Genomic DNA, 23,328 nt, shown 5'->3' with positions numbered 1-23,328 from the left:
ACATGCGACACCGTAAGCAAAAGTTGCAGTCCATGCAAATTGGTGAACGCTAGACCGGGTCTTCAGTGTCCTCCTTGACAGGGGATCGGTCCAATCGCATACTTAGCCATATGGGTAAGTGTTTACCTGAGCGCCTGGATCGGACATTCCACGCGCTCGCCGACGCAACGAGACGCGCAATGGTCGAGCGTTTGGTTCTGGGCCCGGCCTCGGTCAGTCAACTGGCCGAACCGTTCGATTTCGCGCTGCCGACGATCGTCAAGCACCTTCGGGTTCTCGAGGATGCCGGAATCATCGCGTCGCACAAGGCCGGGCGCGTGCGTACCTATCAGCTCGCGGTAGATGCGATGGCGGGCGCCACTGAGTGGATTGCGCGGCAACGGATGCCGCACGAACGCGCACTCGACCGACTCGGCGGGCTACTAGCCGAGAACGATGCCGAATAGAAAGAGGAAAACCCATGAGTACACGCACTGAGGCCCACGCAACCTTCACCCTGAAGCGGCACTATCCCGTTCCGGTCGCTTCGGTGTGGCGGGCCTTCGCTGATCTGGAGCATAAGCGGAAATGGTTCGGCAGCCCTGAGTTCGTCGAAGTCGAACGAAGTGAGGATTTCGTCGTCGGGGGACTTGCGATCGATGATGGTCGCCATGGGCCCGGCGGTCCGCTTTCCCAATTTCGGGCGACGTACACCGACATCGTCGAGCACGAACGTATCGTCTACACCTACGACATGTGGCTGGACGGGGCCCATGCCTCGACGTCGATCACGACGATCGTGTTCAAGTCGGACGGCGACGGCACGAACCTGACGTTCACCGAACAGGGCGTGCATCTCGACGGCGTACACGGTCCGGGCCCCGAGGCCGCGGCCGGGCGCGAGAAGGGCACCGCGGGACTGCTCGACAAGATCGGCGAGGTGCTGGCCGCAGTTAGTTGATGATCTCTGCGTCGCTGTTGCGCAACGTTGCGAGGCGCTCGCGCCACATCTCGAGCGCCTCAGGGGTCAGGCGCGTCCACTCGGTAACCTCCTCAAGCACGCGCAGCGGCGCCGCGGTGCGGAAGGAGCGAGTCGGATTTCCGGGAAACTTCTTGTCGGTGACATTGGGGTCGTCTTCGAACTCTCCGGTTGGCTCGACGAGGTACACCCGCGGCGTTCCCGTGCCCTCGGCGAGTTCGGCGGCGACCTCGGCCGCCAGTCCTGCGCCGTCGCGCAATGCGGTGAAGTACACGTGATTCATGGTGATCTCCGGTCGGTAGTTCGACGGAAATCCGGCGGTGAACTCGTCGCCGACGTGTAGGTCGGCGATAGTGCCGTGATAGAAGGGGCCGGGATCCGGCGGTGCGTTCATCGACCGAGCCTAGCAACGCAGGCGAAGGGCTGACCGGTGATGAATCGCCTGGCTATTTACCAGTCGGGGCGACGACGTGCCTGCTTGATATCGCCACGTTTGCGCTTTCCGTCCAGACGACGGCGCTGTGAACCCCGGGTAGGTTTCGTGGCGCGTCGCGGCACATCCGGGGCAACACCCTGGCGAACTAGCTCGATGAGCCGGTCACGCGCGATGGCTCGGTTGCGTCGCTGTGCGCGGTCCTCGGATGCGGTAATCGTCAGGACGCCGTCGTTGAGGCGATGCGCCAGCAGGCGCGCGACGCGCATGCGCTGTCCGTCGTCGAGCGCCGTCGTCGATGTGATGTCGAGGCTGAGTTGAACGCGAGAGTCTGCGGTGTTGACGCCCTGCCCGCCGGGTCCTGAGGAGCGAGAGAAGACTTCGTGCAACTCGGCGGCCGGTATGGCGATCCCGCGAGGCGCGCCGGGACACGGCGGTATCCAAAGATCATCCATGGCATCATTCTCGGCTATCCGGCGGCTCGACCGCGGTCGTGCCGAATGCGTAGGTGCTTCGTTATTCTCACCAGCATGCACGAACGTGATGAGGGTCGATGAGATGCCCGTGTGGGGCGGGGGAGTACGCCGACTGCTGCGAACCGCTACATGACGGTGCCCGGCACGAGCAGACCGCACTGGAACTGATGCGATCACGCTACTGTGCCTATGCGGTAGGCAACCTGAACTATGTCTTCCGCACGTGGCACCCGCGCTCGCGGCCCGCCCAACTCGAGGCTGACGACCTTGAGTGGGTTGGATTGGACATCATTGATACCCAGCAGGGGACCGCTGACGATTCGACCGGAGTCGTGGAGTTCGTCGCGCATTACCGGTATAACGGCGAACCATCTTTCCTGCGTGAACGATCACGATTCGCGCGGCGTCGTGAACGCTGGGTGTACGTCGACGCGATCGACGCTTGACCGGCTCCGTCGTGGTCACCGGAGGTCTGCTGCCGAACGGAGCGGCCGCCACTCACGCATGAAGTGCACGCCCCGCACGAATCGCGAGGCCCCACCCGCGTGCGACCTGCGATGCCCGCCGCCGGCGTTAGCCGCGTAGCGCCGCGATCCGGTCAACCTGTTCCCAGAACACCTGCACTGTCTCGTCGATGATCTGGCTGACCGGTTTGATGTCCTCGACCAACGTTGCCGACTCGCCGCACCCGACGAGTGCGAGGTCCAGACGCCCATTGTCAAATGCCTCCTGGAATGGGCCGCCGTACGGGTTGCTGCTCGTGTCGACCTCGCCGCGCAGTACGGACGCCGCCAATTCGGTGTCGGCCACGCGCATGCGGACGCCGGGCATCCCGGTGTCGATGTTGTGAGTGATCGCGCTGTCCGCGATCGCCTGTTTCCAGTTGGCGTGCACCGGCGATTCGGTTGAACTCATGAACCGGGTACCCATCAGGATGCCCTCGGCGCCAAGAGCGAATGCTCCCGCCATCCCGTAGCCGTCGGAGATCCCGCCGGCGGCGATGATCGGAAGGTCGACCGCAGCGCGCACCTGCTGCAACAGCGTGAATAGGTGGGGTGAGCGGACGCTGCGGAGTCCGCCGCTTTCAGCGCCTTCGACGATGAGCCCGTCGACGCCGGCGTCCACCGCGCGTTGTGCGTCTTTGAGGCTGCCGACCTGGTGGTAGTGCTTTACCCCTACCTCGTGGGCGCGCTGGGCAATCGGGGCCGGGTCGCCTACGCAGGTGACTAGCAGCGGCGTCCGCTCCTGCAGTACCCAGTCCAGTACCTCCTCGACGCGATCTTGGCCCTTGAGCATGCGCAGAAACATTTGCAATCCGAGCGGGTTGTCACTCATCGACCGGGCCTGGTCATACTCGCGCTGCAGCCCTGTGAGGTCATCGCCGTTCGTGGCCATTAGGCCCAGTCCGCCGGCGGCCGATACAGCACCGCTCAGTGATGCACGGGAGAACGCGGCTACTGCGGCGTTGAAGATTGGGTAACGGACGCCCGTGTCACGCACGACGCGGTTGCCTTCGAACGAATGGGACACCACCGACCTCCTAGGGGTAGGACAAGCACCTAAGCGCACGCTAAACGATCGTTCAGTACTTTGGCAACAGACGGTTCGGTGCGCCCTGGCGTGCCGTGTCAGCGGGCGCCGAGTCGGCCAACTGACGATCGCTCTGGTCGCGGGCTCGAGCGGTGTTTTGCGACCTAACGAGTTCACGCGACATCGCGACGATGCGGTTCGGGTGTTCGGAGTGACCCCACCTGAGGCCCATGCTCAGAGTGCTGTGGAGGCGCACGCTCGTGTCGGCTGTGGTTCTTCTCGTATATCGGACTGGTCAGTGTCAGTTACGCGCGCCCGCGCGCGAGCGCGCGCATTCTAGACGGATCGCCTTGTGTTGTCGAGGAAGTAGCGAACGCGTTTGCTTGGAACGCTGATATATAAGGGAAACGAAGACGACGGCGACACAGTTTGGCTGTGTTAAAGGAGTATAAGACCTGCGTTAGGTTGATCTCGTGACCAAGTCGTGACCCTAGTTCGCTGTCAACGACTATGAGTTTTGCGCTTAGGGTGAGTTGATGCCCAGGTGCCGATGGACGAGGAGTTGACGTAACTGATGAGGACTGCCACCCGTGGTACGACTCGACAGGGAAGCATCCGCACGAGGCTCGCGGCAGTCGCCGGTGTAGCAGTACTAACACTCGGGCTGACCGCGTGCGGGGACGACGAGGGCGGTGGCGGCGACGGCGACCTACCTCCGAAGGACGAAACAATCAATGTGGGCTTGGCCAATGAGCAGCCCTATGCCTACATGGATGAGAACGGCGAGGCGACTGGGTTCTCCACCGAGGTTGCGACCGCCGTTCTCAACGAAATGGGCTATGACGACCTCGAGTTTCAGGTTGTCGAGTTTGGTGACTTGATCAGCAGCTTGAACGCCGGACAGTTCGACGTAATCGCCGCGGGTATGTACTTGACGCCAGACCGCATCAAGCAGGCCGCGTTCTCCGACCCCGATTACTGCGTACCCGAATCGTTCGCCGTGGCAGCGGGTAATCCGCACGACATCGTCGACTACCAGTCGTTCGCAGAAAATCCGGATCTGACACTGGCCGTGGCCAGTGGAACGGTTGAGGTCGACTACGCCGAAGCTGCCGGAATCCCGGACGAGCAATTGAAGTCGTTCAGCGGTATCGACCAGATGTATTCCGCGCTCAAGGCCGGTGAGGTCGATGCGGCCAGCGGTACGCAGGCAACCGTCGAGGGACACGTGGCCGGCAACGAAGACACCATGGAGGCGGTCGAGCCGTTCTATCCGGAAGCCGCCGAAGGTAACGACCCGGTCGTCCAGCCGTGTGGCGGATACGCGTTCCGGCTGGAAGATCAAGCATTCCGCGATGCCTTCAACGACCAGTTGAACATCTTCCGGGAGGACGGCACCACCGCTGAGATCATCACGCAATACGAAGGTTTCACCGATGAGAATATCGACATGGCCAATTCGCTGACCGTGGACGACTTCACGGGCTGATCAATCCGACGCGCGTGCCCTGAGGCCCAGCCGATGCAAACCGGCCGTCTCGGGGCACGCGACATCTGTGCCGGAGGTGGGTGAGGCCCATGAATGACGTATTGCTTAATGGCAATCAGTACAAGCTGCTGATCGAGGCGTCCTGGGTGACCGTGCAGCTGCTGCTGTATTCATTTGCATTCGGGTGCGTGCTCGCGTTGATCCTCGCGATCGCGAGGATGTCCGATATCAAGTGGATCCGTGGGATCGCGCTCGTCATCGTTGAGTTTGCTCGCGGGATCTCCTCGATCATTCTGCTGTTCATCATCGCGATCGCGATCCCATATCTGTCAGGGATCAAGCAGCCACCGTTGATGCTGCTGGCGACGATCGCATTAGGAATCAACATGGGCGGGTACGGCGCGGAGATCATTCGCGGAGCAATTCAGTCGGTATCTCCCGGGCAGACAGAGGCCGCGATCTCGCTCAACCTCAGCCCGCTTCAGCGGCTGCGGTACGTGATCCTGCCTCAAGCGATGAGAGTAATCCTCCCGCCGATGGGTAACTTGACGATCGAGATCCTCAAAGGCACCGCATTGGTCAGCCTCGTGGGCGTCGCCGACATCATGCAAATGTCCAACAATATCCGGCAACAGCAGTTGGCTACCGGAATCGGAACGCTGCCGATGCTGCTGCTGAACGTGCTCGTGCTGTACTTCCTCATCGCCCAGATCATCAATGCGATCTTCCGGGTTGCCGAGTGGCGGGTCGAACGTCGGATGCGTGGCAATCCGGCGCTGACCGATGAGGAAGCTGCTGAGGCGATGACGAAGCTCGGACTGGAGCCCGCGCGATGACGGCCGCAGACAACGAGATTGACGAGACGGAATACCGTCCGCACCGGCGTTGGTACAAGCGTGCCGACATCGTCATCCCGATCGTGATCATCGTGCTCGGGTATGTACTGCTGATCGCCCTGGTCGAGCCGAATAACTTCTTCCGCCCGGACATGGAAGCTCCGAGCGGGCTGATCAAGTTCGATTGGGGCTACTTCTTCGGCTTGGTGCCGTTGATGCTGCAAGGTCTACTCGTCACCTTCCGCGCCACGCTGCTGGGATTCGCCGTCGCGGTGGTACTCGGGTTCTTCCTGGCACTCGGAAGGCGTTCACGATTCCGTGTGCTGAGTTGGCCGATGGCGTTCATCATCGAGTTCATTCGCTCCACGCCGCTGTTGGTGCAGTTGGTTTTCTGGCAGGCGTTGTCACGGGCGATGGACCTCAACATTTCCGCGGTTACCGTGCTGGCCATCGGGCTGGGCATCCACTATGCGACGTACACCTCAGAGGGGTACCGCGCCGGCATCAACAGCGTCGACGCGGGGCAATGGGAGGCAGCGACGGCTCTCAACCTCAGCCCGGTAACGACCTGGACGCGGGTGATCATTCCGCAGGCAGTGCCGAACGTCCTGCCCGCGCTGGGAAACAACTTCGTCGCGGCCTTCAAGGACGCGCCGATGGGCGTCGCGGTCAGTGTCCCTGGCTTACTGCTATTCGCCAACACCATCAAGGCCGACCAGTTCCGCACGGTCGAGCCGTACATGCTCATCGGTGTCGGCTTCCTGATGATGAGCATTCCCGCCGCATGGCTGGTCCGCAGACTGGAAAGAAAGGTCGCGTATGAGCGCGTCTGAGCACGAGAACAACAGCCAGGAGCAGCAGGGTGCTGCCGGTGTGCGCTTTCGCGAGGTGAGTAAGGCGTACGGCTCCAACGTCGTCCTGCGCGATCTTGACCTCGATGTCGCACCCGGGGAGCGCGTGGTGATCATTGGGCCCTCCGGTTCCGGTAAGACCACCATCCTGCGCGTGGCGATGACGTTGGAACGACCCGATTCGGGGACGGTGGAGATCGGCGACGAGCAGCTGTACCACGAATGGCATGGCGACAAGTTACGTCCGGCCCGCGAGAGGCACATCCGAGCGGTGCGTTCGGAGATCGGCATGGTCTTCCAGCATTTCAACCTATTCCCGCATATGACGGCGCTGGAGAACATCATGCTCGCGCCGATGAAGGTGCACGGAAAATCCCGCGAAGAGGCCCGGGTGCAGGGCATGGAGTTGCTGGCGAAGGTCGGGTTGGTGCGGGCGGCAAATCAGACCCCGGGCCAGTTGTCCGGTGGGCAGAAGCAGCGGGTTGCGATCGCGCGCTCGTTGGCGACCGAGCCTCGGCTGATGCTCTTCGACGAGGTCACTTCGGCGCTCGACCCGGAGCTGGTCGGGGAGGTCCTTGCCGTACTGCGGGACATCGCCGAGGAAGGGCGTACCACGATGATGCTGGTGACCCATGAGATGGGGTTTGCCCGGGATATCGCCGATCGAGTGTTGATGTTCGATTCCGGCCAAGTCGTTGAGTCAGGTACGCCGTCGAAGTTGTTCGATGCGCCCGAACACGAGCGCACAAAGTCGTTTCTCGGCGCTGTGCGCCGACACTGAGATGGGGTTGCTTGTGCCCACGTGGAGTGCCAACCTGGGCCCATGACTGGATACCACGATCATTCCGACGTCAAGTACATGCGCGACATCCGCAAGAGTGCGCCTCGTGAGTTCGATGCCTGGCTCAACCTCGACAAAATCGTCCAGATCGAGGACGGTGCGATCCCACGCAAGTACCGCGAATTGATCGCACTAGCTGTCGCGCACACGACACAATGCGTTTACTGTCTGGACGCGCACGCTGCGGGTGCCGTCAAGGCTGGCGCGACCAAGGAGGAGGTCGCCGAGACCTCGATGCTGGCTGCTGCGTTGCGGGCCGGAGCGGGCGCTTCGCACGGCATGCTCGCGATGAAGTTCTTCGAGGAGCATTCGGCGCCCACCGAGGAGTGATCCGTTCCCGACGCGGGAGACCGCGCCAAGGGCCTGAGGCCCCGCCCGCGTAACGACGATGTAGGCCACCGAACGAGGATGAGGTCTTGCGCCGGGTCGAGTCCCGCCTCAGGACAACCCAGGAGCGCCGGCTGAAGGCTGAAATCTCGCGTGGGCGCAGAGTCCCGCCTAACGACGACGTAGGCCACCTACTGAGGACTGAATCGCCTACCGACGCAGCAAAAGCCGCACAGATATCGAGGGGGCATCGCTGTATATGCGATGCGCCCTGGAATTTTCTGCGTTCTTGGCGCGCTACTGAGGCGTAACTAGGCCGTGGGTGCGTCGCCACCGGCGGCAGGGGGAGTGTCGCCATCTGAGGCAGCAGGGGGAGTATCGCCATTGGCGGGAGGCGCGGGAGTGTCGCCACCTGTACCAGTCGGGGTCGTGTCATCTCCGTCGACGGACTGCGGGTCCGAACTCTTGCCGCGCGCGTCGTTGAACTTGGACTGCACATCTTCGATCAGTGGTGAAGCCTTGTCCTTGAGCTGTTGCGCGTACGGAGCGGCCTTCTCCTTTGCCTGCTGAGCGTAAGGCTGCGCCTTTTCCTTGGCCTGTTGTGCGTAGGGCTGAGCCTTCTCCTTCAGGTCCGCCAGAATCGGTTCGACCTTGGCTTTAAGATCGTTGAACACCGGACCGGCGTGCTCCTTGACCAGGCCAAAGAGTTCCTCAGCTTTTGCCTTGATCTCGTCGATTGGCTTGTCCGTACCCGGGGTGGGCTTCGTCGGCTCGTGGGCGTTGTTCTCGCTGGTCATGGCTACGTCTCCTGTGGGGGCGGTGGTTCTGCCTACCGTTCTACCCAGTTTTCGCAGCGTCGGCACGCCCAGACGACGAATGGCCCGGATTCGACAGGAATCCGGGCCATTCACCTCACACACGCCGTACGGCGCGGGCGGGTTAGTGCATCATCACCTCGGGCCGAGGCTCGTCGCCTTCGGGCAGTTCGGGCTTCTTCTTCGGCAGCATGAACGCCGGGATCAGCGTCAGCACCAGCAAGCACAGCGCGACGGTGAAGGTCGTCGCGAAGCCGTCCGCGGAGAACTCCAGCGCCTTGGCGAAGAATCCTTCGATACCGTCAGGGCCGACCTGCTGTACCAATTCGCCCATCACCTGGTCGTCATTCGCCGCAGCCTGCGCCAGCCCGATCTCCGGGTGGTTGAGCATCTGGTTGGTCAGCACAACCGACATGACCGCGGTGCCGATCGAACCGGCCGTCTGCTGCACGATGTTCATCAGCGTCGTACCGCGCGCGATCTCGTGGTCGGTGAGCGTCTGCATCGCGACCGTCATGATCGGCATCATCGTGGCGCCGAGGCCCAGACCCATCACGAACAGCGAACTCAGTAGCAGCACGTACGACGTGTCGGCGCTGACCTGCGTGAAGGTGAACAAACCGATAGCGGCGAGCACCAGACCCACCGGGACGATCTTGCCGGCGCCCGCCTTGTCGGCGATCTTGCCGGCGATCGGCATGGTGATCATCGCGCCGATACCCTGCGGGGCCAACAGCAGACCGGTCGCGAGGGTCTCCTCGCCACGTACCTGCAGGAAGTACGACGGGAACAGCAGTCCCGCACCGAAGAACGCGATCGCGAACAGCGTCATACAGATGACAGCGAACGTCAGGTTCTTGTTCTTGAACAACGTCAGGTGGATCAGCGGGTTGGTCTTGCGCAGCGAGTAGAACACGAACGTCACCACCAGCACGAGGCCGATGATCGCCGGGATCAGCACCTTCGCTGACGCGACCGTGCCCTCCTCGGGGATGGTCGACACACCGAACAAGAAGGCGGCGAGACCCGGCGACAGCAGCAACATGCCGACGAAGTCGAAGGACTCGGACGGGTGCGGAGTGTCCTTGGGCAACACGACGATCGCGTAGATCAGCGCGATCAGGCCGATCGGCAGATTGATCAGGAAGATCCAGTGCCAGCTCGCGGACTCGATCAACCAGCCGCCGAGGATCGGGCCGCCGATCGGGCCCAGCAGCATCGGGATGCCCAGCACGGCCATAACCTGACCAATGCGCTGCGGACCGGCCGCGCGCGTCATGATGGTCATACCGACGGGCATCAGCATGCCGCCGCCGAGGCCCTGAAGCACCCGGAACGCGATCAGCGATTCGATGCTCCATGCCAGCGAACACAACACCGACCCGGCCACGAACAAGGTCAGCGCCATCAGGTAAAGCCGTTTGGTGCCGAACCTGTCGGCGGCCCAACCGGTCATCGGGATGACTGTCGCCAACGCCAGGGTGTAGCCGGTCATCGTCCACGCGACTGTGGCGTACGTCGCGCCGAACTCGGCTTGGAAAGTGGGTAGCGCGATGCTGACGACGGTCACGTCGAGAATCGACATGATCGCGCCGAGCACCACGACGCCGGCGATCTTAAGAACGCGCGCGTCGAGCTTGTCGGCGCCTGCCGACTGCGCAGGGGTACTCATGGTGAGAGTCCTCAAGGTCGAATCGAACCGCCCGAGGTTTGCCCCGCGCGGTGGGGGAAGCAACCGTTCCTAACGGTGCTAGCGAGGAAAGTCTAAGTCTGTCGTTGCACGGAGTGCATCTTTTTTTAGTGCGACCTGCGTCGCTTCACCAGGCGAGGCGCAGCTGGTGGAACTAACCTTGTTGGGTTGCCGTGCGGGCCCGCGGGCGACGCCCATCACCGAGGAGCCGAATGAGCACCACCGAATTGTCCATCCGCGAAGATCTGCGCAACGTCGCGATTGTCGCGCACGTCGACCACGGCAAGACGACGCTCGTGGACGGGCTGCTGCAGTTCGCCGGAGCGTTTGGCGAACGACACGAAGGGCAAGCCGAAAGCGCCACCCGCGTCATGGATTCAATGGATCTCGAACGTGAGAAGGGCATCACGATCCTGGCCAAGAACACGGCCGTGGATATCGTCCGTGACGGCAAACAGACCACCATCAACATCGTCGATACCCCCGGGCACGCCGACTTCGGAGGCGAGGTTGAACGCGGGCTTTCCATGGTGGACGGCGTCCTGCTGCTGGTCGATGCCTCCGAGGGGCCGCTGCCGCAGACCCGCTTCGTGTTACGTAAGGCACTGCAGGCGAAGTTGCCCGTCGTTCTGGTGATCAACAAGGTCGACCGTTCTGATGCGCGCATCGAAGAAGTCGTCGATGAAGCGTACGGACTGTTCATGGACCTGTACGACGATCTGGGTATCGCCGACGAGGCCGATCTGGACTTCCCGATTGTGTACGCTCACGCGAAGGCAGGAAAGGCCTCGCTGAACCGTCCGGAGAACGGCACCAGCCCGGACAACGACGACCTCGGCCCGCTGGTCGACGTCCTGCTGGAAACGATTCCGGCCCCACGGTTCGATGAGAGTGTGCCGCTACAGGCCCACGTGACCAACCTGGACGCGTCGCCCTACCTGGGCCGCCTTGCCCTATGCCGTATCCACAACGGTGTGATGAAAGCCGGGCAACAAGTCATGTGGTGCAAGCCCGACGGCGAGATGCAGCGCGCCAAAATTGCCGAGCTGCTCATCACCCAAGGCCTCGAACGCAAGCCGGCCGCCGAAGCCGGCCCGGGGGACCTGGTTGCCGTCGCAGGCATCGGCGACATCATGATCGGCGACACGCTCGCGGACGTCGACGACCCGCGGCCGCTCGAAGGCATCCAGGTCGACGAGCCGTCGATCTCGATGACCATCGGCGTGAACACCTCGCCGCTGGCGGGTAAGAGCGGTAACAAGCTGACGGCCCGGCTGGTGAAGAACCGCCTCGATGTCGAGTTGGTCGGAAACGTATCGATCCGGGTGCTGCCGACGGATCGACCCGACGCGTGGGAGGTGCAGGGCCGCGGTGAACTCGCCCTGGCTGTGCTCGTCGAGACGCTGCGCCGCGAGGGGTTCGAACTCACCGTAGGGCGCCCGCAGGTCGTTACCCGCGAGATCGATGGCAAGGTCCACGAGCCGTTCGAGCACGTCACGATCGATGCGCCGGAAGAGTTCGTCGGTGCGTTGACTCAGTTGATGAGCGGTCGGAAGGGCCGGATGGAAACTCTCGCCAATCACGGGACCGGTTGGACCCGGATGGAGTGGATCGTTCCCTCCCGAGGCCTGATCGGTGTCCGCACGGAGTTCCTCACGATCACGCGCGGTACGGCCGTGATGAACGCGATCTCGCACGGTTACGACGCGTGGGTCGGCGAACTGCGTAACCGACAGAACGGGTCGATGGTGGCTGATCGCACGGGTGTGGCGACGGCGTACGCGATGTTCGGGCTGCAGGAGCGCGGCACCATGCTCGTCGAGCCAGGCGCCAAGGTGTACGAGGGTATGGTCGTCGGCGAGAACTCGCGGACCGACGAGATGGACGTCAACGTCTGTCGCGAGAAGAAACTGACCAATGTCCGCCAGTCCACCGGCGAGGAATTGCAGCGACTGGTGCCGCCACGGGTGCTGTCGTTGGAACAGGCACTGGAATTCTGTGCGTTTGACGAATGCGTCGAGGTGACACCGGACGCCGTTCGCGTCCGGAAGGTCACGCTGGATTCGTCGCTGCGCAAGCGCGAAGCGGCCCGCCGCGCGACGGGACGACAGTAGGTCGGACGCCGCGCCACCGGACGACAGCAGGTTGGACGCCTCAGGTAGGCATCGCGCTCTGCGCGACCGACAGCGGGCTTCCGTAGCGTTTCTGCACGGAAGCCCGCTGTGGTGTCGAACTAGGAGGTCCTCGACCTGCGGCCGGGGTACCGGAACTGGTTAGGACTCCGAACTGACCGCGACGCCTCGCAGGTTCGACGCGCCACTCATCGGTTGCGCAACATTCGAGACATTGTCGGCAAAGCCGGTTGCCAGATGTACGTGGCAGATCGGGATCATGTTCGTCGTCTCGGTCATCCACTGCTCGGCGAACGCCTGGTAGCCGGCCTGGCGCTTGTCATCGTCCAGGCTGGACGATGCCTCCGCGGCCAGATCCAGTAACTCGGTCCATTCGGCGTGCCCGGGATTCATCAGCGAGCTGGGTGCGATGAGCTGGTTGATGATCGAGTTGGGATCATTCACCCCCGGATAGATAGCGGTAGCGACGTCCGCCGTCATATCGAGTCCGAACTCCTGCACGACCTGCGCCGGGGGAGCGGGCTTGACTTCGGACGTGAGGCCGATGGCGTCCCACTGGTCCTGCACGATCTCCGCGATCTTCGTATAGATCGTGACGTTCGGGGCGATGTTGATGAATGACTCGGTGTTGTCGACGCCCGCATCCTCCAAGATCTTCTTGGCGGCCTCCGGGTCGTACGGGTAGACGTCGCTGCCATCCCCGATGCTGTCGTCGTACGCGATACTTCCCGGCTGGAACATCTGGGTGCTCGGCGTGCAGTGGCCGTCGTACACGCCGTCGGCGATCGCCTGCCGATCGATCGCCATGCTCAGCGCGGTGCGAACTTCCGGATCGTCGAAAGGCGCGAGTTCAGTGTTCAGCGCGATGAACAGGAAGTTGACCGATGGCTTTACGGTCACCTCGATTCCGGCCTTCTCGGCGGCGACGATCTGGTCGGGATTGATCTGAGTTCCGTCGATCTCGCCGGCGACGAGCGCGTTGTATCGGGCCTGATCGTCGGCGATGAGGCGGTACTCCATCTTTGACACGCGCTGCGCGTCCGGCTCCCAGTAGTCCTCGGACTTGATGAACGTGACGTTATCGCCGGGGACGATGTCGGTGGCGAGGTACGGTCCGATACCCACGGGCTTGGTGTCGATGATGTCCGAGGACACCGCCTTCGGGGAGACCATGATGCCCCCGCGAGCGGTCAGGGCCATCGGCAGTGACCCGAGTCCGCCGTCCACATTGATCTTGACCGTGTACTCATCGATGACCTCGACCGAGGTGATCATCGGCAGTTCGAGCGCGACGTTGCTCGGCGGTGCGATCGCGCGGTCGAGGTTGAACTTGACCGCTTCGGCATTGAAGGGCTCACCATCGCTGAAGGTCAGTCCTTCACGCAAGGTCAGCGTAAGGCTCTTGAGGTCGTCGGCCGGCGTGTACGCGGTCGCGAGCATCGGCAAGATGTTGCCCTCGGGATTTTCCTCGAGCAGCCGGTCGTAGACCGGCGCCCAGAAGTTGATGTCCGCGCCGTTGGTGCTATCGATCGGGTCCCAGCCAGTGGCAAACGCCGTATAGGCCCAGCGGAAGGTTGCATTCGGATCGAAATCTTCATCAAGGGGGATCGACGTCGGGTAGTCGGAGGTCGCCTTGGTTTCACGGTCCTGGGGGGCCTCCCCGCATCCGGCAAGCGCGAGCGCTCCGATGGCCACCAGTGTCGAGGTGGTCAGGAGGCGTCGGTCATGTCGTGTGCCCATTAGTTCCTGCCTTTCGCGTGGCGAGTCGCCCTTGTGGGCGAGCCGATCGCCGCGCTGACTTGCGCTGGAACGTTAGCGGCAAAATATGGGTGGTGACAATAGCCACATAGGTAGTGACATTATGTAAACGCTATGCGTGTTGGTGCTGCCGCCGTGAGGCGGGGGCGAAGGCGGGGCGATTTCGCGCCGCATCGGCCGTACTCGGCGCGGCAAGTAGGCTGTGGACCGTGAACAAGCAGACCTCGGATGCGCAGACGACGGATGCTCCTGGCGCTACGAAGTCGGCCAAACCCGCCGAGACTGTCGCCCGAATAGGCAACCTCGTTGTGTGGGGACTGGTCGCGCTGCTGACAGCCGTGCTCGGCGTCATCCTGATCCCGCTGCACGCCCCCGGTGGTTTCTTGATTCCGATCGCGCCCGCGATCGCGCTCGCTGCGAATTTCCTGCTACCGCGCTTGCTCTACGCCGGTACCGGCTGGGTAGTTGCCCGCTTCTTGCCGGCCGCCCTCTGGGCAGTCATTGCCCTGGTCGCATCCTCGCCGACCGGCGACGGGGACCTGCTGATCTCCGGCAACAGCCACTCCAGCGGGGTCGGCGTGGCGTACCTCGGCCTCGGCGCGCTGGGCGCCGTACTCGGCATCGTGTTTTCCAGCCCCGCGATGCGGCGTACGCGGCGAGGCGAGGAAACCTGAGGACTAGTATTATCGGGCGGCCTGGCCAGGGCCGAGTCGTACCGTGGAGAGGAACATCCGTGACCTACGTAATCGCGCTGCCGTGCGTTGATGTGCTCGACAAGGCGTGTGTCGAAGAATGCCCCGTCGACTGCATTTATGAGGGCGATCGGATGCTCTACATCCATCCGGATGAGTGCGTCGACTGCGGTGCCTGCGAACCGGTATGCCCAGTAGAGGCCATCTACTACGAGGACGACGTCCCCGAGGAGTGGCAGCAGTATTACGACGTGAACGTGGAGTTCTTCAACGAGCTCGGCTCGCCCGGCGGTGCGTCGAAGGTGGGCAAGCAGGCGAAGGACCATCCCGTCGTCGCAGCGCTGCCGCCGCAGGCCGAGTAGCCCGCCGATGCGGGAGATCAACCTTCCCGAGTTTCCCTGGGACACACTCGCGCCGTACGGCGATACGGCCCGGTCCCATCCGGACGGGATCGTCGACCTGTCGGTCGGCACGCCGATTGACGCGACGCCCGAGGTTGTGCAGGACGCTGTACGCGAATCGGCGAACTCACCGGGCTATCCGCCGACGATCGGTATTCCTGGTCTGCGCGAGACAATCGTCGAGGCATGCGAACGCCGATACAGCATTACCGGGCTGACACCTGAGATGGTGCTGCCGGTGATCGGCACCAAAGAGTTCGTCGGAACGCTTCCGACGCTGCTGGGCATCGGTTCGGGCGACACGATGATGATTCCCGAACTCGCGTACCCGACGTACGAGGTTTCGGCGTCGTTCGTGGGCGCGTCGACGATCCCCGCCGACGGCTACACGCGAGTTGGGCCGCAACGTCTCGCGCTTACCTGGATCAATTCGCCGTCGAACCCGACCGGTCGGGTGCTCGGCATTGAGCACCTGCGGAAGATGGTCGACGAGTCCCGGCGCCGCGGCGTACTGCTGGCCAGCGACGAGTGCTACATCGATCTGCCCTGGACCGATGAGGTCCCACTCTCGGTGCTGCACCCAGACGTGTGCCAGGGGTCTTTCGACGGACTGCTGGCCGTGCACTCGTTGTCCAAACGGTCGAACTTCGCTGGGTTGCGTGGCGGTTTCGTCGCAGGTGACCCCGCGGTCGTGAAGCGACTCACCGAGACCCGTAAGCATCTCGGCTTTCTGGTGCCGCGGCCGGTCCAGATGGCGATGATCGCGGCGTACGGCGACGATGAGCATGTCGCGGTGCAGCGTGAGCTCTACCGGGCACGCCGAGAGTCGCTGCGCGCCACCTTGCTGCAGGCTGGCTTCACCATCGATCACTCGGACGCCGGACTGTATCTGTGGGCGACCCGCGGAGAGGGGTGCTGGGACACAGTGGGGTACCTCGCAGAGCGAGGAATCCTCGTTGCGCCGGGCAGTTTCTACGGCGCGGCGGGCGCTCAACATGTACGCGTCGCCCTCACCGCGAGCGATCACGCGATCGAACAGGCCGTGAGCCGCCTCACCTCGTAATGGCAGACTGACCCACATCGTGTGAACCAAATAACGAGGTGGGATTCGAATGGCTAAGACCGACACCGGTACGACGGAGCTGCTCGCAGACGTGCGCGACGGCGTAGGCACCTTGACGTTCAATCGTCCGGAGGCTCGCAATGCGATGAGTACCGCGATGATGGACGGACTCGCCGACCTACTCGCCGATTGGGAGGACTCCGATGATGTCGGCGCCGTCATCATTACCGGCGCTGGCGGCGCCTTCTGCGCCGGCGGTGACGTCAAGGGCTTCAATGAGCGCGGCGGCGAAGGCGGTGCGACCGGCGAGGTCGATCCCGCACGCGTCGATGCGCAGCGGCGCAACCAACAGGCCACCGTGGGGCGAATCTATCGCTACCCCAAGCCGGTGATCGGATCGATTCCCGGCGCGGCGGCCGGCGCCGGTCTGGGATTCGCGCTCTCGGCAGACGTACGGATCGGCACGCCGAAGAGCGTGATGGCGACCGCGTTCGGCGGAGTCGGCTTATCGGGGGACTACGGCGTGACGTGGTTGCTCAACCAGATCGTCGGCCCGGCAAAGGCCCGCCAGTTGTCCTTCTACAACGACCGGGTGCGCGGCGAGGAACTGCTGGAGTTGGGCCTGCTGAACTGGGTCGTCGGCGTAGACGAACTCGAAGCGAAGGCCTTCGAGCTGGCGAAGACGCTGGCCGACGGTCCGCGGGGTTGCTTCTCGCGGATGAAGGCGAATCTCGCCGAGGCGTCCATCGTGGATCTAGATGCCTCGATGCACGCCGAGGTGCAGCGGCACCTGGAGTGTGGAGTCACCGACGATCATCGTGAGGCTGTGGCCGCGTTCGTGGAGAAGCGCAAGCCGGTTTTCCGCCGGTAGTGGCGATGCTGCGGTGGTTTAGGCGTGGCGACGATAGCCAGTCCTAAACCACCGCAGCACTAGGTGGCGGTGCACGACGGTGGATGGGGAGAAGATGACAACGATCGACACGGGTACGAACGAACTGCTGGCTGAGGTGCGTGACGGCGTCGGGATCATGACGCTGAATCGGCCCGAATCGCTGAACGCGATGACTGGCACCATGATGGACGCGATGCCGCCCCTGCTGGAGGACTGGGAGTCGTCCGCAGAGGTCGGCGCGGTGATCATCACCGGCGCGGGAAAGGCCTTCTGCTCCGGTGGAGATGTGAAGGGATTCAACGCCAAGGGCGGCGAAGGCGGGCCTTCTGGCGAGGTCGACCCGGCGCGGGTCGATTCCCAGCGCCGCAACCAACGAGCGACCGTTGGACGACTGTATAGCTTCGGAAAACCAGTGATAGCTGCGATCTCGGGCGCCGCGGCCGGCGGCGGACTGGGGTTCGCGCTGGCTGCCGACGTACGGGTCGGTACGCCGAAGAGCGTGATGGCCACGGCATTCGGCGGGATCGGCTTATCGGGGGACTACGGCGTGACGTGGTTGCTCAACCAGATCGTCGGACCTGCGAAGGCCCGCGAGTTGATCTTCTTCAATGATCGGGTGCGCTCCGAAGAGTTGGTGCGCCTGGGCCTGTTGAATTGGGTGGTTGAACTCGATGAGTTGCCCGACAAGGCTTTCGAGTTGGCCAAGACGTTGGCCGATGGTCCGCGTGGGTGTTTCTCGCGGATGAAGGCGAATCTTGCTGAGGCGTCGGTCGTTGATTTGGATGCGTCGATGCACGCGGAGGTGCAGCGGCATCTGGAGTGCGGTGTGACTGATGATCATCGTGAGGCTGTGGCCGCGTTCGTGGAGAAGCGGAAGCCCGTTTTCCGCCGATGAATACGATTCTGCGGCGGTCCAGGCGGCTTTCGTAGCCTTGCCTAGACCGCCGCAGAACTGTCTTCATGGGCCGGGCGTGCGGCGGCCTAGTTGGCGTGCAGTGCGTCATTCAGCACGATGCCCTGACCCTCACGAGGTCGAGCTTCGATCGCGCCGGTCACGCTGTTGCGGATGAACAGGATGCCGTGCTGCCCGGACAGCTCTGAGCCGCGTTTGGTGGACCCGTCCGGGAGCGTGACCTTCGTGCCGGCGGTGACGTAGCACCCGGCCTCCACCACGCAGTCGTCGCCGAGCGAAATCCCGATTCCGCCGTTCGCGCCGATCAGGCAGCGTTCGCCGACCGAAATCGTTTCCTTGCCGCCGCCGGACAGCGTGCCCATGATCGAGGCGCCACCGCCGACGTCGGAAGCTTTACCCACGACGACGCCAGCGCTGATTCGTCCCTCGACCATCGCATTGCCGAGCGTGCCGGCGTTGAAGTTCACGAAACCCTCATGCATCACGGTCGTGCCTTCGGCGAGGTGAGCTCCCAGGCGAACGCGGTCGGCATCGGCGATCCGAACGCCACTGGGGACGACGTAATCGACCATGCGCGGGAACTTGTCGACGCCGTACACGGTGACCGCGCCGCGGCGGCGCAACTTCGCGCGTACGCCGGTGAACCCATCGACCGCGCACGGACCGAAGTTGGTCCACACCACGTTCGTCAACTTGCCGAAGATGCCGTTCATATTCGCCTCGTGCGGTTTGATCGCGCGATGCGAGAGCAGGTGCAGACGCAGGTATGCGTCGTACGCGTCGGCGGGTTCCTCGGCCAGCGAAGCGATTGAGGTCCGCACGATGACGAGGCGTACGCCGCGGGCGTCGTCCTCGCCAACGAGGTCAAGCAGGTCGCCATGCTCGGTGGGCACGTCCTTGGCGCTCAGCTCGAGAGTGCCCGATTCGGCGCTGTCGACCAGTCCGGGGGAGGGGAACCACACATCCAGTACGGACGAATCCGAGGCGATGGTGGCCAGACCGACGGCGGATGCGGCGGCGGTGGATACGGGCACAGTTCTCTCCAGGTGTTGAGCGGGACGGCTGCACCAGTAGGTTACTAGCGCTTCGGTACCCTCGGCAGGTGACTGATCTCGCGCCTGCCCTCGACCTCACCCAGGACGTCGTCTCGTTGACCGGCGCGCTCGTGGATATCGAATCGGTGTCCGGCAACGAGAAGCCACTAGCCGATGCAGTGGAACGTGAGTTGCGCGCCCTCGGCCGTTTCGAGGTCATCCGATGCGGCGACGCAGTGCTCGCGCGCACCGAATTAGGTCGCGATCGACGTGTTGTCTTCGCCGGTCACCTCGACACGGTGCCCGTCGCAGACAACCTGCCCAGCCGGATCGAGGGCGATCGAATCTTTGGTTGCGGTACATCCGATATGAAGGCCGGCGATGCGGTGATGCTGCGACTGGCGGCGACGGTGCCGGACCCGGCGTACGACCTGACATTCATCTTCTATGACAACGAAGAGGTCGCCGCGGTGAAGAACGGGCTGGGCCGCATCGCCCGCGAGTATCGTCAGTGGTTGTACGGCGAACTCGCGATAGTGATGGAGCCGACCGGTGGGGCCCTGGAAGCCGGCTGTCAGGGCACGATGCGCGCGCGGGTCAACGTGTCTGGAACCCGCGCGCACGCCGCTCGCGCATGGCTCGGCGACAACGCAATCCACAAACTCGGCGATATCTTGACGCGGTTACATGCGTACGCGCCGCAGCGGCACGTCATCGACGGAATTGAATACCGCGAAGGACTGAATGCGGTGCGAATCAACGGTGGCGTGGCCGGCAACGTGATCCCGGACGAGGCGAGCGTGGAAGTGAACTTCCGATATGCGCCGCACCGTTCGGCGTCCGAGGCGGAGGCGTATTTCCGCGAGTTCTTCGACGGTTACGACATTGAGATCACCGACCACGCGACCGCGGCGAAGCCGGCGCTGACTGACCCGGTGATGCAACAGTTCGTGCAGGCGGTCGGGTCGCCGGTGACGGCGAAGTACGGATGGACGGACGTTTCGCGGTTCAGCGCCTTTAAGATCCCCGCGATCAATTACGGCCCCGGCGATCCGGGGCTCGCGCACAAACCCGAGGAATCGGCGCAGATTGCGCTCATCGAGGAGTCAGAGCAGGTCCTCCGGCGCTACCTCACCACGCCGCACTAACGCTTCTGCCGCATTGTGCGCGACGGCTACGTCGTTGCGCGCCGGGAGGTCGTTCTCGCTGACCTTGGCGTGGGATGAGACTGGTCTGCGCGTACCTAACCCGGGTCGACGAACGGTGGTGCGGGCGGAAAAGTCAGTCCGCGGCGACGCGCCGCCACAGCAGCACCGTCTGGTAGGTCTTGCCCGACTTCGACGTCTCCGGAATCGTGGTCAACTCCAACTCATCGGCATTGATGAACCGGGCCCGACGGTAAAACTCCTCGCCGATCCGTTTCGGGTGCGAGGCCATCTCGACGTGGTGGTGCACGAGGTCGTCCTCGACGCTCCAGGTTCCGGCGTACGAGAAGAACTCGGTCAGGCCGTCGGCGACCTGGTCACCGCGCTGCGCCCATGCCGGATCCATCAGGAATCCGGACATTCGGCCATCGGAGGTGTACTGCAACTGTCCGGCCGGAGGCTCCCCGAACACCGCCCAGGATTCGTCGTCGCGATGCGTGCGCGAGGACACCAGACGCCATGCGCCGATCAAAGATTCCATCGAATTCTCTCCAGGTGATTAGTCGAGGTTGACTGCTTGGCCAGCGCGTAGATCCCGCGCGACCGTGGTGGCGCGGTGGCCGACGATGTATGCCGACCGCAGGTCGGCTTCGGTAGGCGGCAACTGCCCATTGTGCGAGACGCTCGAAGCGCCATAAGGATTGCCGGTTTCGAATTGCGCCGGGTCGGTGTAACCCGGTGGAACAATGATGCCGCCGAGGTGGCACACCATTGTATAGATCGACATCAATGTAGTTTCTTGGCCGCCGTGATTCGTCGCAGACGCCGTGAACGCTGCAAACACCTTGTCCTGGAAGGCGTTCTGCCCCCACAACTCACCCCAGGTGTCGATGAATGCCTGCAGCTGGGAGGCGACGTGTCCAAAGCGGGTCGGAGATCCGATCAGCACGACGTCAGCAGCCCGTACGTCGTTGAGTGAAGCCACCGGAACGCTTCCAGCGGAATCCAGATGCCGGGCCCACAGGGGATTTCGCTCGACAACCTCACGGGTGACGGTCTCAGCAACCCGCACGACCCGGACGCTGCCACCGGCATCGCGCGCGCCGTCCGCGACCGATTGCGCCAGTTGATGCACGGTGCCGGTCGCTGAGTAATAGACAACCGCGACTTTCAACGGATCCGCGTCGAGCCGGCGGGGAGCTGACTGCTGAGACAGCATCGTCGTATGCCGCTGGTCCTCGTCACGCATCCGCTACGCCCCACCTTCACCGGGTCCGTCGACATCGGCCGGTCGCCGCGCCATTACGGTTGAGCGTATGACATCCGTTGATCCAGATCGTGACCCGCAGTCGGCCGTCGTAGAACGCCAGCGTGGCCCGGTGACCCTGCGACGTGAGCAGGTCACACCCAGTACGACTGATCAACGGTTGCTTGATAGCCGAGGCCCGAGCGACTGGGTGCACACGGACCCGTGGCGAGTGTTGCGAATCCAATCGGAGTTCGTCGAGGGGTTCGGGCTGCTGTCCGAAGTGCCGTCGTGCGTCTCGGTATTTGGTTCGGCGCGGACCAAACCAGACGAGCGGGACTACACGGTCGCTGAGCAGACCGCGCGGCTGATCGTCGAGGAAGGCTACGGCGTGATTACTGGCGGCGGCCCGGGAATCATGGAGGCAGCGAATAAGGGGGCGCAAGAGGCCGGTGGGCTCAGCATCGGCCTGGGGATCGAGTTGCCGTTCGAACAGGGGCTGAACCCGTGGGTCGACCTGGGCGTGAACTTCCGGTACTTCTTCGTCCGCAAGACGATGTTCGTGAAGTACTCCCAGGCGTTCGTGATTCTGCCGGGCGGGTTCGGCACGATGGACGAATTGTTCGAGGCGCTCACGCTCGTGCAGACCCGAAAGATCACCCGATTCCCGGTGATTCTGGTCGGTAGTGATTACTGGGGAGGGCTGGTGGCGTGGTTGCGCGAGACGATGGCTCGCGACAAGCGGATCAGCCCGGGAGACCTCGACCTGCTGCACATCGTGGACGAGCCGCAGGAGGTCATCGAGGTGCTGCGCGGGCACTGCGAACGGTAGGGCCACCGCGCTGCAGCAGCGGACTTCCGCGCGTTGAGCGGCACGCTCAACGCGCGAGCCGTCCTCAGCCCAATGCCGGTACGCCGAGGTCAGACCAGCGCGCGCAGGGTCTTTTTGGGCGGCAAATCGCCGCGGATCACCGCGAGCATGTCCAGCGCCTGTCGCGTCTGCGCCACGTTGTGCGCGCGGAACACCTGTGCTCCTTGCATCGCCGAGAACACGGTCGCAGCGAGCGTGCCCGGGAGCCGCTCGGCAGTCGGCAGATCCAGTGATTCGCCGACGAAGTCCTTGTTGGACAGCGCCACCAGCACCGGCCACCCGGTTGCGGCCAGTTCGTCCAAACGCCGAGTGACGCTCAGCGAGTGATAGGTGTTCTTCGCAAAGTCATGGCACGGATCGATCAGGATCCCATCGCGGCGTACGCCGGCCGCGACCGCCCGTTCGGCCAGATCGGTGACGGTCCGTACGACGTCCGCGACGACATCGTCGTACGCCACGCGATGCGGATCGGTCCTCGGGGCGAGTCCACCCACGTGCGAACACACGAGCGCCGCGCCGGTACGTGCCGCTACATCGACGAGTCCCGGATCAGCGCCGCCCCAGGAATCGTTGATCAGATCGCACCCCAGGCGGACTACTTCCTCGGCTACCTCGGCGCGGTAGGTGTCCACGCTGATCACCGCTTCGCGATGATGTGACCGAACGGCTTGTACGACGGGCCCGACCCGGTCGATCTCCTCCGAAGCGGTCACCTCGGTGCCCGGTCCGGCCTTGACTCCACCGATGTCCACGATGTCGGCGCCCTCGTCGATCACGCGCCGCGCTTTGTCGATGGCAGGTTGCAGCGCGAACGTCTCTCCACGGTCATAGAACGAGTCAGGGGTGCGGTTGATTATCGCCATGACCGCGAGGTCGCCATCGGCGAAGGAACGACTACCGAGCCGGAAGTGCATACGTGATCCCCTTCGAACGCT

General features: G+C 63.5%; 26 protein-coding genes. 16 read left to right on the top strand and 10 right to left on the bottom strand.

Going from position 1 to position 23,328, the window contains the following annotated elements:
- The first annotated feature begins 110 nt into the window (after positions 1-110).
- On the top strand, positions 111-446 hold the full coding sequence (locus E1H16_RS00830) for an ArsR/SmtB family transcription factor (RefSeq protein WP_134321806.1): 336 nt from the start codon (positions 111-113) through the stop codon (positions 444-446).
- Between the two features lie 14 nt (positions 447-460).
- On the top strand, positions 461-940 hold the full coding sequence (locus E1H16_RS00825; protein WP_134321805.1) for an SRPBCC domain-containing protein: 480 nt from the start codon (positions 461-463) through the stop codon (positions 938-940).
- Here E1H16_RS00825 and arr read toward each other — a convergent pair.
- A complete protein-coding gene (gene arr, locus E1H16_RS00820) occupies positions 933-1,352 on the bottom strand; it encodes an NAD(+)--rifampin ADP-ribosyltransferase (RefSeq protein ID WP_134321804.1) in 420 nt (139 codons plus the stop codon). The genes E1H16_RS00825 and arr overlap by 8 nt on opposite strands.
- Positions 1,353-1,408: 56 nt before the next feature.
- A complete protein-coding gene (gene arfB / locus E1H16_RS00815) occupies positions 1,409-1,846 on the bottom strand; it encodes an alternative ribosome rescue aminoacyl-tRNA hydrolase ArfB (protein ID WP_134321803.1) in 438 nt (145 codons plus the stop codon).
- 98 nt (positions 1,847-1,944) lie between these two features.
- Between arfB and E1H16_RS00810 the strand changes: the two genes are divergently transcribed.
- Complete coding sequence (locus E1H16_RS00810; protein ID WP_134321802.1) at positions 1,945-2,313, top strand: YchJ family protein; 369 nt, start codon at positions 1,945-1,947, stop codon at positions 2,311-2,313.
- 127 nt (positions 2,314-2,440) lie between these two features.
- On the opposite strand, the gene E1H16_RS00805 is transcribed toward E1H16_RS00810, so the two are convergent.
- Positions 2,441-3,397 (bottom strand): NAD(P)H-dependent flavin oxidoreductase, encoded by a 957-nt coding sequence (locus E1H16_RS00805; protein WP_166741569.1) that lies wholly within the window; start codon positions 3,395-3,397, stop codon positions 2,441-2,443.
- Positions 3,398-3,971: 574 nt separating this feature from the next.
- Between E1H16_RS00805 and ehuB the strand changes: the two genes are divergently transcribed.
- The 5 genes from ehuB (at position 3,972) to E1H16_RS00780 (ending at position 7,744) form a co-directional block, all read left to right on the top strand.
- A complete protein-coding gene (ehuB, locus tag E1H16_RS00800) occupies positions 3,972-4,886 on the top strand; it encodes an ectoine/hydroxyectoine ABC transporter substrate-binding protein EhuB (protein WP_134321800.1) in 915 nt (304 codons plus the stop codon).
- Between the two features lie 89 nt (positions 4,887-4,975).
- On the top strand, positions 4,976-5,722 hold the full coding sequence (locus tag E1H16_RS00795; RefSeq protein ID WP_134321799.1) for an amino acid ABC transporter permease: 747 nt from the start codon (positions 4,976-4,978) through the stop codon (positions 5,720-5,722).
- A complete protein-coding gene (gene ehuD, locus E1H16_RS00790) occupies positions 5,719-6,555 on the top strand; it encodes an ectoine/hydroxyectoine ABC transporter permease subunit EhuD (protein WP_208378784.1) in 837 nt (278 codons plus the stop codon). The genes E1H16_RS00795 and ehuD overlap by 4 nt, the downstream gene beginning before the upstream one ends.
- A complete protein-coding gene (ehuA, locus tag E1H16_RS00785) occupies positions 6,542-7,354 on the top strand; it encodes an ectoine/hydroxyectoine ABC transporter ATP-binding protein EhuA (protein ID WP_134321798.1) in 813 nt (270 codons plus the stop codon). The genes ehuD and ehuA overlap by 14 nt, the downstream gene beginning before the upstream one ends.
- A 42-nt stretch (positions 7,355-7,396) precedes the next feature.
- A complete protein-coding gene (locus tag E1H16_RS00780; RefSeq protein WP_134321797.1) occupies positions 7,397-7,744 on the top strand; it encodes a carboxymuconolactone decarboxylase family protein in 348 nt (115 codons plus the stop codon).
- A 308-nt stretch (positions 7,745-8,052) separates the two neighbouring features.
- Here E1H16_RS00780 and E1H16_RS00775 read toward each other — a convergent pair whose 3' ends face one another.
- Both E1H16_RS00775 and E1H16_RS00770 read right to left on the bottom strand, forming a co-directional pair.
- Complete coding sequence (locus tag E1H16_RS00775; RefSeq protein ID WP_134321796.1) at positions 8,053-8,538, bottom strand: hypothetical protein; 486 nt, start codon at positions 8,536-8,538, stop codon at positions 8,053-8,055.
- A gap of 142 nt (positions 8,539-8,680) precedes the next feature.
- A complete protein-coding gene (locus E1H16_RS00770) occupies positions 8,681-10,228 on the bottom strand; it encodes a DHA2 family efflux MFS transporter permease subunit (protein WP_134321795.1) in 1,548 nt (515 codons plus the stop codon).
- A 230-nt stretch (positions 10,229-10,458) separates the two neighbouring features.
- Between E1H16_RS00770 and typA the strand changes: the two genes are divergently transcribed.
- A complete protein-coding gene (typA, locus tag E1H16_RS00765; protein WP_134321794.1) occupies positions 10,459-12,360 on the top strand; it encodes a translational GTPase TypA in 1,902 nt (633 codons plus the stop codon).
- 159 nt (positions 12,361-12,519) lie between these two features.
- Here the strand turns inward: typA and E1H16_RS00760 are convergent, their stop codons facing one another.
- Positions 12,520-14,118, bottom strand: coding sequence for an ABC transporter substrate-binding protein (locus E1H16_RS00760; RefSeq protein WP_134321793.1), 1,599 nt, complete (start codon positions 14,116-14,118; stop codon positions 12,520-12,522).
- A 227-nt stretch (positions 14,119-14,345) separates the two neighbouring features.
- Here E1H16_RS00760 and E1H16_RS00755 point away from each other — a divergent pair, with 227 nt between their 5' ends.
- The 5 genes from E1H16_RS00755 to E1H16_RS00735 all read left to right on the top strand — a co-directional run bounded on the left by E1H16_RS00755 (position 14,346) and on the right by E1H16_RS00735 (position 18,079).
- On the top strand, positions 14,346-14,810 hold the full coding sequence (locus tag E1H16_RS00755) for a hypothetical protein (protein ID WP_134321792.1): 465 nt from the start codon (positions 14,346-14,348) through the stop codon (positions 14,808-14,810).
- Positions 14,811-14,869: 59 nt separating this feature from the next.
- Positions 14,870-15,190: a ferredoxin gene (gene fdxA, locus E1H16_RS00750; RefSeq protein WP_134321791.1), complete on the top strand. Its 321-nt coding sequence runs from the start codon at positions 14,870-14,872 to the stop codon at positions 15,188-15,190.
- A 7-nt stretch (positions 15,191-15,197) separates the two neighbouring features.
- Positions 15,198-16,292 carry a succinyldiaminopimelate transaminase gene (dapC, locus tag E1H16_RS00745; protein WP_134321790.1) on the top strand — a complete coding sequence of 365 codons (1,095 nt, stop codon included), beginning with the start codon at positions 15,198-15,200 and terminating at the stop codon, positions 16,290-16,292.
- Between the two features lie 49 nt (positions 16,293-16,341).
- Positions 16,342-17,163 (top strand): enoyl-CoA hydratase-related protein, encoded by an 822-nt coding sequence (locus E1H16_RS00740; protein ID WP_134321789.1) that lies wholly within the window; start codon positions 16,342-16,344, stop codon positions 17,161-17,163.
- A gap of 94 nt (positions 17,164-17,257) precedes the next feature.
- Complete coding sequence (locus tag E1H16_RS00735) at positions 17,258-18,079, top strand: enoyl-CoA hydratase-related protein (RefSeq protein ID WP_134321788.1); 822 nt, start codon at positions 17,258-17,260, stop codon at positions 18,077-18,079.
- An 86-nt stretch (positions 18,080-18,165) separates the two neighbouring features.
- Here the strand turns inward: E1H16_RS00735 and dapD are convergent, their stop codons facing one another.
- Positions 18,166-19,131 (bottom strand): 2,3,4,5-tetrahydropyridine-2,6-dicarboxylate N-succinyltransferase, encoded by a 966-nt coding sequence (gene dapD, locus E1H16_RS00730; RefSeq protein ID WP_134321787.1) that lies wholly within the window; start codon positions 19,129-19,131, stop codon positions 18,166-18,168.
- A 68-nt stretch (positions 19,132-19,199) separates the two neighbouring features.
- Here dapD and dapE point away from each other — a divergent pair, with 68 nt between their 5' ends.
- On the top strand, positions 19,200-20,279 hold the full coding sequence (dapE, locus tag E1H16_RS00725) for a succinyl-diaminopimelate desuccinylase (protein WP_243837533.1): 1,080 nt from the start codon (positions 19,200-19,202) through the stop codon (positions 20,277-20,279).
- A gap of 133 nt (positions 20,280-20,412) precedes the next feature.
- Here the strand turns inward: dapE and E1H16_RS00720 are convergent, their stop codons facing one another.
- The gene (locus E1H16_RS00720; protein ID WP_134321785.1) at positions 20,413-20,817 is read right to left on the bottom strand and encodes a lipocalin-like domain-containing protein; all 405 of its coding nucleotides are present in this window, start codon (positions 20,815-20,817) and stop codon (positions 20,413-20,415) included.
- Positions 20,818-20,835: 18 nt separating this feature from the next.
- A complete protein-coding gene (wrbA, locus tag E1H16_RS00715) occupies positions 20,836-21,525 on the bottom strand; it encodes an NAD(P)H:quinone oxidoreductase (RefSeq protein WP_134321784.1) in 690 nt (229 codons plus the stop codon).
- Between the two features lie 67 nt (positions 21,526-21,592).
- Here wrbA and E1H16_RS00710 point away from each other — a divergent pair, with 67 nt between their 5' ends.
- Positions 21,593-22,354 (top strand): LOG family protein, encoded by a 762-nt coding sequence (locus E1H16_RS00710; RefSeq protein WP_134321783.1) that lies wholly within the window; start codon positions 21,593-21,595, stop codon positions 22,352-22,354.
- 89 nt (positions 22,355-22,443) lie between these two features.
- On the opposite strand, the gene folP is transcribed toward E1H16_RS00710, so the two are convergent.
- Entirely contained in the window at positions 22,444-23,307 is an 864-nt protein-coding gene (gene folP / locus E1H16_RS00705; RefSeq protein ID WP_134321782.1) for a dihydropteroate synthase, read from the bottom strand.
- Positions 23,308-23,328 lie beyond the last annotated feature (21 nt).

It is taken from the genome of Cumulibacter soli, from assembly GCF_004382795.1.
GTDB classification, from domain to species: domain Bacteria; phylum Actinomycetota; class Actinomycetes; order Mycobacteriales; family Antricoccaceae; genus Cumulibacter; species Cumulibacter soli.
This window is presented reverse-complemented; position numbering and strand designations above follow the sequence as displayed.

What these genes read in the sequence shown, in the direction of transcription:
- E1H16_RS00770 (WP_134321795.1), bottom strand. Translation starts at nt 10,228, where the DNA reads ATGAGTACCCCTGCGCAGTCGGCAGGCGCCGACAAGCTCGACGCGCGC.
- E1H16_RS00710 (WP_134321783.1), top strand. Translation starts at nt 21,593, where the DNA reads ATGACATCCGTTGATCCAGATCGTGACCCGCAGTCGGCCGTCGTAGAA.
- E1H16_RS00810 (WP_134321802.1), top strand. Translation starts at nt 1,945, where the DNA reads ATGAGATGCCCGTGTGGGGCGGGGGAGTACGCCGACTGCTGCGAACCG.
- E1H16_RS00740 (WP_134321789.1), top strand. Translation starts at nt 16,342, where the DNA reads ATGGCTAAGACCGACACCGGTACGACGGAGCTGCTCGCAGACGTGCGC.
- arfB (WP_134321803.1), bottom strand. Translation starts at nt 1,846, where the DNA reads ATGGATGATCTTTGGATACCGCCGTGTCCCGGCGCGCCTCGCGGGATC.
- ehuB (WP_134321800.1), top strand. Translation starts at nt 3,972, where the DNA reads ATGAGGACTGCCACCCGTGGTACGACTCGACAGGGAAGCATCCGCACG.
- E1H16_RS00825 (WP_134321805.1), top strand. Translation starts at nt 461, where the DNA reads ATGAGTACACGCACTGAGGCCCACGCAACCTTCACCCTGAAGCGGCAC.
- ehuA (WP_134321798.1), top strand. Translation starts at nt 6,542, where the DNA reads ATGAGCGCGTCTGAGCACGAGAACAACAGCCAGGAGCAGCAGGGTGCT.
- E1H16_RS00735 (WP_134321788.1), top strand. Translation starts at nt 17,258, where the DNA reads ATGACAACGATCGACACGGGTACGAACGAACTGCTGGCTGAGGTGCGT.
- E1H16_RS00720 (WP_134321785.1), bottom strand. Translation starts at nt 20,817, where the DNA reads ATGGAATCTTTGATCGGCGCATGGCGTCTGGTGTCCTCGCGCACGCAT.
- E1H16_RS00780 (WP_134321797.1), top strand. Translation starts at nt 7,397, where the DNA reads ATGACTGGATACCACGATCATTCCGACGTCAAGTACATGCGCGACATC.
- arr (WP_134321804.1), bottom strand. Translation starts at nt 1,352, where the DNA reads ATGAACGCACCGCCGGATCCCGGCCCCTTCTATCACGGCACTATCGCC.
- wrbA (WP_134321784.1), bottom strand. Translation starts at nt 21,525, where the DNA reads ATGCGTGACGAGGACCAGCGGCATACGACGATGCTGTCTCAGCAGTCA.
- typA (WP_134321794.1), top strand. Translation starts at nt 10,459, where the DNA reads ATGAGCACCACCGAATTGTCCATCCGCGAAGATCTGCGCAACGTCGCG.
- folP (WP_134321782.1), bottom strand. Translation starts at nt 23,307, where the DNA reads ATGCACTTCCGGCTCGGTAGTCGTTCCTTCGCCGATGGCGACCTCGCG.
- ehuD (WP_208378784.1), top strand. Translation starts at nt 5,719, where the DNA reads ATGACGGCCGCAGACAACGAGATTGACGAGACGGAATACCGTCCGCAC.
- dapC (WP_134321790.1), top strand. Translation starts at nt 15,198, where the DNA reads ATGCGGGAGATCAACCTTCCCGAGTTTCCCTGGGACACACTCGCGCCG.
- E1H16_RS00760 (WP_134321793.1), bottom strand. Translation starts at nt 14,118, where the DNA reads ATGGGCACACGACATGACCGACGCCTCCTGACCACCTCGACACTGGTG.
- E1H16_RS00795 (WP_134321799.1), top strand. Translation starts at nt 4,976, where the DNA reads ATGAATGACGTATTGCTTAATGGCAATCAGTACAAGCTGCTGATCGAG.
- E1H16_RS00830 (WP_134321806.1), top strand. Translation starts at nt 111, where the DNA reads ATGGGTAAGTGTTTACCTGAGCGCCTGGATCGGACATTCCACGCGCTC.
- E1H16_RS00775 (WP_134321796.1), bottom strand. Translation starts at nt 8,538, where the DNA reads ATGACCAGCGAGAACAACGCCCACGAGCCGACGAAGCCCACCCCGGGT.